The 12,267-nt window shown below is 49.1% G+C and carries 11 protein-coding genes; 4 read left to right on the top strand and 7 right to left on the bottom strand.

The annotated features are described in order from the left end of the window. The first annotated feature begins 12 nt into the window (after positions 1–12). Positions 13–723, top strand: coding sequence for a LolA-like protein (locus tag BM202_RS25530; protein ID WP_093831493.1), 711 nt, complete (start codon positions 13–15; stop codon positions 721–723). A 161-nt stretch (positions 724–884) separates the two neighbouring features. Here BM202_RS25530 and BM202_RS25525 read toward each other — a convergent pair whose 3' ends face one another. The 7 genes from BM202_RS25525 to BM202_RS25495 all read right to left on the bottom strand — a co-directional run bounded on the left by BM202_RS25525 (position 885) and on the right by BM202_RS25495 (position 8,302). Continuing rightward, entirely contained in the window at positions 885–2,306 is a 1,422-nt protein-coding gene (locus tag BM202_RS25525; protein ID WP_093831491.1) for a B12-binding domain-containing radical SAM protein, read from the bottom strand. Between the two features lie 46 nt (positions 2,307–2,352). Further along, on the bottom strand, positions 2,353–3,468 hold the full coding sequence (gene xrtN, locus BM202_RS25520; RefSeq protein WP_093831489.1) for an exosortase N: 1,116 nt from the start codon (positions 3,466–3,468) through the stop codon (positions 2,353–2,355). Continuing rightward, on the bottom strand, positions 3,455–6,091 hold the full coding sequence (locus tag BM202_RS25515; protein ID WP_093831487.1) for an XrtN system VIT domain-containing protein: 2,637 nt from the start codon (positions 6,089–6,091) through the stop codon (positions 3,455–3,457). Before BM202_RS25515 ends, xrtN begins: the two co-directional genes overlap by 14 nt. Positions 6,092–6,193: 102 nt before the next feature. Further along, positions 6,194–6,493 (bottom strand): winged helix-turn-helix domain-containing protein, encoded by a 300-nt coding sequence (locus tag BM202_RS25510; RefSeq protein ID WP_093831485.1) that lies wholly within the window; start codon positions 6,491–6,493, stop codon positions 6,194–6,196. Continuing rightward, positions 6,490–7,134 (bottom strand): hypothetical protein, encoded by a 645-nt coding sequence (locus tag BM202_RS25505; RefSeq protein ID WP_093831483.1) that lies wholly within the window; start codon positions 7,132–7,134, stop codon positions 6,490–6,492. Before BM202_RS25505 ends, BM202_RS25510 begins: the two co-directional genes overlap by 4 nt. A 59-nt stretch (positions 7,135–7,193) precedes the next feature. Beyond that, the gene (locus BM202_RS25500; protein ID WP_093831481.1) at positions 7,194–7,562 is read right to left on the bottom strand and encodes a diacylglycerol kinase family protein; all 369 of its coding nucleotides are present in this window, start codon (positions 7,560–7,562) and stop codon (positions 7,194–7,196) included. Positions 7,563–7,591: 29 nt separating this feature from the next. Further along, positions 7,592–8,302 (bottom strand): DUF1361 domain-containing protein, encoded by a 711-nt coding sequence (locus BM202_RS25495; protein WP_093831479.1) that lies wholly within the window; start codon positions 8,300–8,302, stop codon positions 7,592–7,594. A 408-nt stretch (positions 8,303–8,710) separates the two neighbouring features. On the opposite strand from BM202_RS25495, the gene BM202_RS25490 reads away from it, so the two are divergent. Genes BM202_RS25490 through BM202_RS25480 form a run of 3 tightly spaced genes read left to right on the top strand, consistent with a single transcriptional unit; the run spans position 8,711 to position 12,262 of the window. Then, positions 8,711–9,766 (top strand): sensor histidine kinase, encoded by a 1,056-nt coding sequence (locus BM202_RS25490; RefSeq protein WP_177236676.1) that lies wholly within the window; start codon positions 8,711–8,713, stop codon positions 9,764–9,766. Next, on the top strand, positions 9,763–10,461 hold the full coding sequence (locus tag BM202_RS25485) for a LytR/AlgR family response regulator transcription factor (RefSeq protein ID WP_093831475.1): 699 nt from the start codon (positions 9,763–9,765) through the stop codon (positions 10,459–10,461). Before BM202_RS25490 ends, BM202_RS25485 begins: the two co-directional genes overlap by 4 nt. Positions 10,462–10,486: 25 nt before the next feature. After that, positions 10,487–12,262, top strand: coding sequence for a CocE/NonD family hydrolase (locus BM202_RS25480; RefSeq protein WP_093831473.1), 1,776 nt, complete (start codon positions 10,487–10,489; stop codon positions 12,260–12,262). The last annotated feature ends 5 nt before the right edge of the window (positions 12,263–12,267 follow it).

The raw sequence follows: 12,267 nt of genomic DNA, 5'->3' as shown, positions 1-12,267 counted from the left end.
TCGCTGGAAATCATGAAAAAAATACTAACATTCGTATGGCTGCTGGTTGCGTTTGGGCGGCTGGTTCTGGCTCAGTCGACCCCAACGGCTGAGGAAGTGATGGACAAGTATATTGCCGCTATTGGCGGGAAAGAGGCCCTAATGAAAGTGACCGATATGACGACGAGTATGTCGTCGGATATGAACGGCAATGCCATCATTGTTACCCGTAAGCAGAAGCTGCCCAACAAATTCTCGATGGTCATCAATGCGAACGGTATGGAAGTGATGAAGCAAACCGGCGATGGGTCAACGGTCGTGATGGGTGGTATGCAGGGGAGCCGCACCTTGGAAGGGCCGGCTGCGCAACAGATGACCGTAATGAATACGCTGTTCCCGGAACTGCATTATGCCGAAAATGGCGTAAAAACAACGCTGGTCGGACCGGAGAAAGTGGATGGCAAGGATACTTACAAACTGAGCCATATGACCGCTGATGGCGCGACCACCTGGACTGATAATTTCGACGTAGCAACGGGGCTGAAAGTGCAGTCGGTCGTGACGAACAAGTCACCGCAGGGCGAAATGACTTCGACAATGGTCTATTCGGATTATAAAGACACGGGTGGTATCAAGTTTCCGATGACCATAAATCAGCAATCGCCCCGTGGACCCATGACCATGTCGGTCGATAATGTTAAGGTGAATAAAGGGTTGAAAGATTCAGATTTTACGGCAAAGTGATTACATGCCGAGTGAATTAGTTACTATAAAAAAGGCCATTGGTGATCCCAATGGCCTTTTTGCTACGTAGTAAATCCTCATCGGCACTGCTAATAAAGGAAGCCAACCCGGCATGGTCTGATTTACTGAATACTTTCCTTATCCAGCGTTACGTTCACTAGCTAATCGCTGAATAACTGTTGACTTTGATTTTTAACTTCTGCTGGTGGGAGTTGCGCGTCTGTTGTTTTGATTTTTGATAGAATAGATTCTAAGACAGGCAGCATATTATTCAGGCTTTTTGTTTTAATCAGAAAATTCCAGACAGGCTCAAATTTTTTCCATCCTCCCGAATAGAACAGATGTTTTAATTTATGCCTGTTCGAATCGTGTTTAAAACTTGACTTGATAATATTTGACCAGCTGTAGAATTCTTTATATGCCCAATCGTAGCCGTTTTTTAGTTCATCTGCGGTGAGATTTGTTGTTTTATAAACCACATTCCGAGTGTCATATAAATCCCAATTTCTTGTCAGAATGCGATTTTGATTCTCCATATCCTTGTAAAGTTTTGTGCCGGGATAAGGCGTAAGAATATGGTATGTGGATGTTGTAATTGAATTTTCGACACCCCATTCAACGGTTCGTTTGAAAACATCGCTATCATCTTCATCAAGACCAAAAACGAAGCTTCCGTTAATCATTATTCCCAGCGAGTGTAGTCGATTTACGGCCTTGCCATAATCTTTTTCCAGGTTCTGTTTTTTATTGCTTTGCTTTAAATTGACTGGCGAGAACGTTTCAAAACCTACGAACAGGCTCCGTAAACCGGCTTCTGCTGCTTTTTCAATTAAATTCCCTCGCAGTATAGAGTCAATAGTGGCGGCACCCTGAAAAACACGGTTCATGCCTTTCATGCCTTCAAATAACTCGCTCGCGAATTTCGTGTTGCCTAACAAATGATCGTCAAGGAAATACAAATGTCTTCCGGGAAGTCGGTCTATTTCGGCTAAGGCGTCATCAACAAGTTGCGTATAGAATGTTTTGCCACCTTCGAAGAAAGCGTCTTTATAACAGAAATTGCAATGATGTGGACAACCTCTTGTAACGACAATTGAGTTTGGGACCAGATAACGGTTTCTTTTAATCAGATCTCGCTTTATTGGCGGTATTTTGTCCAGTGTTCTAATCGCAGAACTATATATTTTTTTAGGAGATTTGTTCGCAAAGTCTCTAAGGAATCGGGGAAAGGTTTCTTCTCCCGGCCCCAAAAATATAGTGTCTGCATGGATTGCGGCTTCGTCTGGTAAGGACGTAACATGAAGACCGCCAAGTAAAACGTAAGCACCTATACGTCTATAGTGATCCGCAATTTTATAGGCTCGGTACGCATTCGTAATATAAACCTGAATAATGACGAGATCGGGTGTGTCATTAAACGTAAGCTCTTCTACATGTTGATCTTGCAAAGTAATCTCGTCATCGGGGGATAGATAGGCCGCTAACGTGGCAAGTCCAAGAGGAGGAAATAAGGAATATTTTATTGGTCTCCAAAATGGGCTTTCTGCTTCCGCTAAGGCTGGTAATATGAATTTTACTTTCATGACGTAAGGTTTTTATTACAGCCGGTCTTGCGATCGAATGAGGTCATTATTTTGAAAATAAAGCGGTTTGCTTCTTCTCCAGCGTTACATTCACCAGCACAAAGGCAGGCTCACTACGTAGCATTTGCCAGCGCATCGTTATCTGGCTGGTCGTGTTGATGTTCCCGTTGCTGAACCACCAGGCCGTATGAAGAATTTTGTTCTTTTTGCGCAATTCGCCAACGTAGGCCGGGTGACCGTCCAGCATCGTTTCATGAACGCGCCGAAGCTCGTAACCACTGCCTCGCCAGCAGGCCGTTGGACTATGGTCGGCGCTGAACCAGTCGGGTTGTGGTTTGAGGTAGATCAGGACGCCCGGCTTGGCCAGTTGCACGAATCCATTCGAGAGGGTTTTGCATTGACAGTCTGCTCCGTATTGCTGCCAACCCGAAGCCGCGATCTGCGCCAAATTGCAAAGGTTCTTCATGGGTTTGTTGGGACGGGCTGCAAAAGCCATAATACTCAGGCCAACGGCCAGCAAGCCAACGCCCCAACCCATTGATGTCAACGTAGCACCCGATTTTTCAACCACTACGTCGTCGCACCCTGTCCGCTGAACCAGCAGCCGGGCCAGCCTCCAGGTGGGGAGCCAGCCGTATGCCGCAACGCAGCCTAACCCGATGCCTTCATGCGCCCATGTATCGGGCATGGCGCCAAAGGCAACCAAAAGCACAATCCGGAACAAATTACAGACAATCGTCAGGCCGAAAACGCTTACCCCAAAGGCACAAACCCAGCCAAAGGATACCTGCGTCCTAGTCTCCCGTTCGTGCCAGATCAGGACAAACAAGCCCGCCAGAAGTGATACGCCAGTCATTTGCAGGCCCATGCAGGCTGGGTCTACCGACATCTCGATAGGGCCGGTTGCTGGGCTATTATTGATAAGGCTATTGCCGTCGGCCTGCACGTTCATGCCCAGGATACGTAGCAGACTGGCAGCCCAGGCGCTTAATTGCAGCCGGATTGGGAACGTGAACAAAGCCGAAAAGTAACGCAGCCCCGGCGACAGCAATACCAATGCCAGCAGTCGGCCAGTCCAGCGATTTCGTCCGGTGCTCCCCGGCCACCAGGCGAAAACCAGCAAGGCGAACGAAAGGAGTGTTGTCAGGTCAATTGAAGGCATAGCGCTTTCTCCAGTATAGCCAGCCAAGTAATCCCAAAACCATGACCAGCAACGCCCATTCGTGCGGTTCTGGCACGGCACCCTCTTCTTTCAGTGTCGCATTGCCCAGGCCCGACGTGTCTTTTTTGATACCGAATCGATCATAATCCGCTACGGTTTCGAGCACCACTAAACTCGATAGAGGGGATACGACGTGTGCATGCTGGGCTTCCTGAATCAGGGCGTCAGTCTGGTAATTCGGACTAAAATAATGACGTCCTATTTGCTGCAACAGGTGATTGTAGGTGAACAACCGTGCCAGATGATCAGGCGCAAGGGACGCTTTCACATCCTGTGCCTGACGTTCGCGAATAGCCACCTGCGCATCTGCCAGAACAATTCGATCCTGCCTGTCCGGTTGTTTCGGAAATTGCCGGGTGGTTGTCAGAAGCTTGGTCAAATCGTCGGACGTTCCGTTTGCTACGGTCAAAACGCGCAGTTCGGCCAGCGTTTTAAGGTAAGGTGATAATTCCGGGCTTAGGCAAAACGTGCGGATGGATGCTGTCTGCTCGCTCAGGCGGTCGAACGATTCGGCGAACTGGCTGCCTTTCAAATCCGACAGAATTGGCGACGAAGGCGATCCTTTTGTGATCAATAACGCCGTGGCAGGGTTGGCAATTCGGTAAACCGGAAACAGACTGAACGACTGACGGGTTAACTGGTCGTAGAGCGCATCGAGATTCTGGGTATTGATTCGTTGCAATCCATCGGCAAAGACCCAGGCGGGAAGTTGACGTTGTTTGGCCGCTTCCACCGCCATTTCAAATTCAAATCGGCTCCATTCGGCATTCACGTCCAAAAACACATCGGTTGGGGTGAACGACTCAAGCGTTGGTTGATAAGCTTCCAGTTGATACGATCGGCCATCGAGCACAAACGGCTCTGCTGATAGGGGAGGGGCATCGAATCGCAGCGTCCAGCTGGGATCATAACGGCCGCGGTGCGTGATGGTGCTGCCGGTCGATTTTTCAAGCAACCAGGGTGTTTCTAAAGCGGTTGGCGCCGATGTGAAGTCAATTGAAATCAGCTCATCTGCTGAACTACTGGTAGGTCCCTCTAGGGTTGGATTCTGATAGACTAACGTACTGTTTTCGAACCGCAACGGTGACGTAATACCAACTTTCACGCGCCGATCTGCGCCTGCCTGGCAGGGAAACACACGTACGGTTACGCGATTTCCTTCCTGCCAGAACACTACCGACGGGTCGCGGGCAGCCACACGCGATTCAACGCCCACAACGGTTCGATAGGCCGTATCCGCTTTGGCAACAGTTGTTAGCCGGGCGGATTCTTCTTTGCCGTTTACCCATAACGACATGGATGATACGACCGATCCCGCTGGCAAATGGAATGTCAGTAACGCTTCTTCTGTACGTCCACGTGCCTGATTGCGAATCCGAATGGTTTGTTCGGTATAGCTCAGCCGGAATTGTGGCCAGATACGTACCTGCGACACTACGTCCTCCGTGGTCAGATGGCGGCCGGTCCAGAATTTTTCCACGGTGCTGTGCCGTTCGGCCAGAACCGTTTTTATGAGCGAAAGCTGGTCTGCATCGGGCAAAACATCAGCCGGAAATAAGTTTGACGCCATGACAACCAAAGGATCATGTTGCCGAACATCGTCAAGTGCTGTTAAACCGCCCAGGTCCCAATCCATGCCTCCCAGAAAACGCCCCAGATCGTATACCCGATTGCTCAGTAATAACCGATTGGTGATCCAGCCGAGTTTGAGTTGCTGCGCAATCAGCACCCAGTCGGGCAGATCACTGGTTTTTCGAAGGCTAGCTTCCTGCCGGGTTTGTTCGATGCGGGTTACGTCACCGATCCAGCCCGACAAAAAGATGCCAACAGCGAGGATCGGTATCATCAATCCAGCATAAACGCCGAGCCTCAGGTGTTCTTCCTGACGCGAATCCTGCCAGAGTACCTTGCCCAACGAAATGGCAAAAGCCAAGGGCACAAACGTATGGGCTGACAATCCTAACCCGATCATAAGGGGAAAGCTAACCGGGTATAGACCAACGATATACAGAGCCATGTAGGCAAACAGCCACCATCCGAAGGCCAACACAGCATACAATAGTTGCTGGACACGTATCGACAGTCCATCTTTCCAGGCATACAGTACCATCGCTGTACCAACGATCACCAGCGCCCAGCAGAGCCATTCGGTGGATTGCTGAAAGACGGCCATTTCGCGGTTTAGAGCATAGGCGCTGATGAGCCAGATCAGCAAACCCAGCCACCGGGTTGGTCGACCGCTGCCATCTCTGATTCCCTGATTTTTCAGAAACCCATTCGTCCATAAAATCAGCGAAAATGTCAGCGCAATGCCGTAATGGAGCATTATCAGGATAGCGTTGTTTTCGACTTTCTGGCGTGGATCGCTTAGCAGATCATACAGAAAAAATACGCTGACTGATATCAGTAGCAGCAATAGACCAATACCAAAAATTGAATCACGAAATGGCTCCAGCAAACGCGAGCGGGGAGAGGGTGGTAGTGCATTCCCGATTTCGCTGGGTTGACCAACGGGTACGTCGGCTTCGGGCCGGAGGTAGGATTCCTGGATGTCTGTTTTCATGAAAAGTACTTTGTTTTACAAAGTGAAAATAAACTAAAAAGCACGTGTAATGAGCTGTCCATCACTGGGCAATCAATACGGTAATATGGCCTTGCAGCTACGCTACAAATTCTTGATAAAAGCCTCCAGCGCGTTCAGGTGGTCCGTAAAGGCTTGCTGCCCAGCCGTGGTTGCCGAATAGGTGGTATTGGGTTTTCGGCCGATGAACTGTTTTTGTACGGCAACGTAGCCCGACTCTTCCAGCGCCCGCAGGTGCGTGGCGAGGTTGCCATCGGTCAGGCCGAGTAGTTCTTTTAGGGCGTTGAAACTCATGAACTCATTGACCATCAGGACCGACATGATGCTTAGCCGCGCTTTGCTTTCAAAGGCTTTGTTGAACTGAGCGAGCAGGTCGTTCTTCATGCGGTAGTACGTTCATATTTGAAATACATCGCCAACCCATAGACAATGTGCAGGACGCCGAACCCAAGACCCCAGGTAAGCAGGTTGTAGCCCGGCCAGAATAAGGATATCAACCCTAGCCCAATTTCGCAGTAAGCTAATGATTCGACATCACGAAGGGTGTATTTACTGCCGTTAAGTAGCGACAGTCCATAAAAAATAAGCGTTGCCGGAAACGCCAGCCAGATCAGGTTATAATGCAATAAGGCGAGGCAAAATACGCCACCCGTTGCCAAGGGGACAAGCAACGCCCACAGCAAACGCTGCGACGACTTGTTCCAGACAGTTTGTCCATGGCGTCGGGCTCTGCGGACGGTGAAATACATGCCAGATAGAAGGGCCAGTACTAAAACCGTAACGGCCACTTTCACCAAAAACTCTCTGACATCCTGATGATGTACATCCGTGGGGGTTAACTGGTAATCACGAATGGGCGTAAACAGGCCTAGTTGCGTTCGCATATACACACTGACGGCTCCTGCCAGGGCAATTATACCCGCCGAGACACCCGATAAGCCGCTGAGCGACAGGAATTTGGAAGAGCGTTCCATCAGGCTACGGATTTCCGTCAGCGTTTGCAGGTGTTCGCGCGATTCGTGCATAGATCTAAAGAGCAAAAGGGTGAATAAGTGAACGGGTGAATAGGTAGTTCATACGAAATTTATTGAGCTAGTGCCAGTAAATGGCCACCAAGGATAATCAGGCCAATTACAACGGCGGTGATGGCCAGAATGAGCACCGCACCAGACGATATGTCTTTAATCGCTTTGATTTGTGGATGCAGACCGGGCGACACAAAATCACATAACTTTTCGATGGCTGTATTGAAGGCCTCGGCGGCCCAAACCAGTCCGATCTGCGTTAGAATAATGGCCCATTCCGTACGGCTTAACTCCAGATAAGCGCCAGCGGCAACGACCAGAATAGCCAGTAAGAGGTGCACTTTGGCGTTATTCTCGTAGCGAAATAAGTCAATAATGCCCTGACCGGCAAAACGAAAACTACGCAGGACTTTACGGAAGTCAATCATTCGGCAAACATAGTGTGAATGGGGGTATGTTACTCGCTCTCGTGCTCAACATACCAGTAAAACGCGACGTACATAACGACCAGTACGAAACCGTAGGCCAGGGTGAGTTTCACACTTAAATGATCCTGGTAGGCACGGGCAACCGCCAGTGTCAGCGATGAGGGATTAGTCAGTACGTCCCAACTGTTCCACCGGCCAACCCGACCCAGATAAATGCCAAACCCCGACAGGATCTGACTGCTCAGCATCAGCACCCAGGTTCGCCAATTCCCCACCAGCGGACGTAGCATTCGATGAGCGATCAATGTAGAATATAAGCCTGTCAGCAAGCCCGTTAGCGCATACAGGAATATCGCCATGGTATCGAACCAAAGTAATGACTGCTCGATACTTTTTATGTGATATAGATCCGTAATGATGTAGGGTGCGTTGGGTAAAAACGCCAGCCAGACAAGCAAAGCGCTCACTAATAGCCACTTGCTGCTAAAGGCTGGTCGTTCGGCGGTGCTGGTGCGCAGATCACGCAGAACCAGCACGACACCTAGCGGAAACCAGGCCAGCGCCAGATTCCAGTTCAGCATGATGAAGAACCACCAGTTGCCTGTTAGTAAGCCTCGGGCTGTTACTAAGGTTAACCCGGTTAATGTCAACAGCGTCAATGCACGCAGACCTTTGCCAGACTGGCTATTCCGGGTAAATGGCAAAGGTGAATGATAGGAGGATGTCAGTGCTTGATTCATGTATAAAAGTACTTTGTATTGCAAAGTAAGTGAATGAAAAGACTATCAGTCAAGCAAAGGGACAAAAATATTTTTATGAGGATGGCCAAGAGTGCTTAAGCTTTTCAATTTAATCGGGTCGGACCACCGGGGCTGTTAAATAATTGAACCTCATTGAAAAGCTATAAAAAGCTTCTAAACTTTATCTCATTTGGTGATACACAGCCTTAAGTTGTAGAGCAAGCCTTATAGGTTTACCTTGGTAGAGCACTAGTCGAGTCTGGATAGGCACGCTATTTTTAGATAATAGCAACGTAGCAGGGTTACCCATGTCTGACGTTTATCCCCCAAAATGCTACGTTCCTGTACTTTATTTTATCAGTGGGTACAGATTATGTTGCTTTGATAAAACTATACGCCGAAACGCCCTTGAAAAATCGATTGTCCCTTTACTGGAAATGCCAGTTGGCCGGTTGGTCACTGGCCGCCCTTTATTGGGGGTACACCGGGATTTCGGGTGGGCGGTTCAATGTGGCAGTAGGCATCCTTCAATTTGTGACGGATGTCGCTGTTTATAGCCTGATTACGCATCTGTATCGGAATTTTGCCCGGCGTCATCACTGGACGGATCTGGAAATCAACCCGTTGCTGAAGCGGATTATTCCGGCTGCTTTTGTGCTGGGGTTCATCTATCTGGTGGTGACAGCGGCTAAAATCCTTTTGTTCCAAGTTTGGTTCGACACCGGTCCTCAACTAAATGGTTATCAATTTATTCAGCTTAATGGCGTAACGCTGTTTATGGCGGGCATTCGGTTGATGTCAATATGGCTGCTCGCCTATCATTTGTACCACTACGCACAACGGGAGGTCAAGTCGACACGAGAGAATGCCCGGCTGGAAATCATGACCAGGGATGCCCGTTTGAGTAATCTTTCTACCCAACTTAACCCGCATTTGCTGTTCAACTCACTCAATACGATCAAAGCGCTGGTGGTCGATGAGCCGGATTCGGCCAGGCGGGCTATTGATTTGCTGTCGGATCTGTTGCGAACCGGACTATACGCGGGGGATGACGTGCTTATTTCGGTTAAAGAGGAGCTTGGGCTGGTCAGGGACTATCTGGAACTGGAAAAACTTCGCTTTGAAGAACGATTAACGTATCAGATCGACATGGACGATACGCTGGCATCGGTACGTATCCTGCGCCTGTCGATTCAAACGTTGGTGGAGAACGCACTTAAGCACGGAATAGCCACGACGAAGGCCGGTGGATTGGTCCATATTCAGATTTCCAGGCAGGAGGAATTTATCCAGATTAGGATTCAAAATCCCGGTCGTCTCGATGCGCGTATACCGGTAAGCGGTTTAGGGCTGGCCAATCTAGCCGAACGATTGCAACTGACATTTACCGATAAAGCCAGTTTGAACGTAACAAATGAGCCGGAAGGAATTGTTTCTGCCACACTACGTATCCCGAACGCATGAAAAAGATACGTGTGTTAATCATTGATGATGAGCGTTATGCCCGCATGGAGCTCAAGCGATTGATCGCCGGTTTTCCCGAGATGGAGTTGGTTGGCGAGGCAAAAAACGCCGATGAAGCACAACAACTTATCGAGGATATTCACCCCGACCTGCTGTTTTTAGATATCCAAATGCCGGAACGTAGTGGATTTGATTTATTGCAGAGTTTGGAGGACGTACCGGAAGTCATTTTCACGACGGCCTTTGACCAGTACGCCGTAAAAGCGTTTGAGGTGAGTGCGTTGGATTACCTGCTGAAACCGATCAGAGCCGAACGGTTCGCGCAGGCCATTGCCAAGCTGAATGGGAAAGCGGCTCTTTCTATCCAAAGCAGGCAAATTTTTGTGAAAGACCGGGATCAATATCATTTCATCCGTTGGGAAAAAGTCTATCTGGTCGAATCGATGGACAACTACGCCCGGCTATTTTATGAGGGGAAAAATGCCTGGCTAAAACGTTCGCTGAACCAACTGGTAAAAACACTGGACGACGCGATGTTCATCTGCATCAACAGGGCGCAGGTGGTCAATACGAATTTTATTCAAACGATTAACACGACCGAGCATGGCCGCCTGACAATTACGCTGAACTCAGGACAAACCCTGAAGGTGTCGCAACGGCAATCGGTTCAACTAAAAAAGACGGGGAAAATCTAAGTCAATTTGTAAACTGAAAAATGACATGATGGAAAAACTCATGCTGGGATTGCTATGCCTTTTCTGGACCACCGTATCCCCCGCACAGCAGGTTATAAGTATAACTAGGGCCGATAGTCTCAGGCTGGCAGAAGATGAACGCCAGTTTATCATCGAAGATAGCGTACTGATCAAAACGAAAGATGGTGCTATGTTGTCGGCCGTGGTCGTTCGTAAACGGGGACTTACAACTCCGCAGCCCACGGCGTTACTCTATTTTATGTATTCCAATACGGCCCGAAGTTTGGCGGAAGCAAAATACGCGGCCGCACGAGGGTATGTAGGGGTGGTTGCCGACACGAGGGGCAAACGCCTAAGTCCTGATCCAGTGGCTCCTTATGAACATGAAGCCAGGGATGTGAATTCGGTGATCGACTGGATCGTTCAGCAACCCTGGAGCAATGGGAAGGTGGGTATGTATGGAGGCAGTTATTCCGGTTTCGCGCAATGGGCAGCAACGAAGTACCTGCACCCGGCGCTGAAAACAATCGTGCCCTACGTAGCGGCCATTCCGGGGCAGGGTTTGCCGATGGAAAACAACGTATTCCTGAACGCCAATTGTCAGTGGGCTTTTTACGTGACTAACAACAAGTACGTTGATAATGAGATGAATAATGACAATCAGCGGTGGCGACGGATGCGCAATAGGTGGTATGAGACGGGTGTCGCGTATAACAGGATCGACAGCATCGACGGCACGCCCAATCCGTGGCTGCAGAAATGGCTGAAGCATCCTGACTACGATGCGTACTGGCAACGCATGGTACCTTACGGAAATGACTTTTCGAAAATCACGATTCCGGTGCTGAGCATTACGGGCTATTATGATGACGGACAGATTTCGGCCATGCACTACGTTAGGGAGCACTACAAATACCGGCCCGATGCCGAACATTACCTGATCATTGGCCCGTATGACCACTTTGGCGCGCAAAAGGGGGGCGTGCCCGTATTGCGTGGTTATTCGGTGGACTCCGTAGCGTTAATCAATACGAAGATAATCACGTTCGACTGGCTGGATTACGTATTGAAGGGTGGCCCAAAACCGGCGTTATTGAAAGACCGGATTAATTACGAGGTAATGGGAGCCAATGTGTGGCGACACGCTCCATCCATCGCAAAAATGAGCAATACCCATTTAAAACTGTATCTGACGGACCAAAAAGAAGGGGACAACTATCGACTGGCCAGACAAAAACCTAACGTGCCCCGATCGCTTAAACAGGAAGTTGACCTGGCCGACCGTAGTACGTCTAACAACGATTATTATCCAGACCCGATCATCCGGAACGTACTAAACCGGAGCAATGGCTTATTTTTTATCAGCGAGCCGGTTGATCATGAGATTTCAATTAACGGGATGTTTTCGGGAGAATTGAAGGCGATCATCAATAAAAAAGATATGGACATTGGGGTGGTGCTTTATGAGGTGACACCGCAGGGCGAGTATGTCGCATTGTCCTACTTTTTGGGCAGGGCCAGTTACGCCAGGGATGCCAGCCACCGAAATCTATTAAAGTCTGGTGTTATGGAAACGATTCCTTTTTCGAAGACGAGGCTGGTCAGTCGCCAGCTAAGGAAAGGTAGCCGGTTGCTCGTGGTGTTGAATATTGATAAAAATCCTTTTGCCCAGATCAATTATGGAACGGGAAAGGACGTAAGCCAGGAGACGATCCGCGATGCCGGATTGCCTTTAACGGTTCAGTGGTCAACCGATAGTTTTATTCAACTCCCTGTTCAGGATAATCTGGTACGTTTTTGATTCTA

Source organism: Spirosoma endophyticum (genome assembly GCF_900112365.1).
Taxonomy (GTDB): Bacteria; Bacteroidota; Bacteroidia; order Cytophagales; family Spirosomataceae; genus Spirosoma; species Spirosoma endophyticum.
This window is presented reverse-complemented; position numbering and strand designations above follow the sequence as displayed.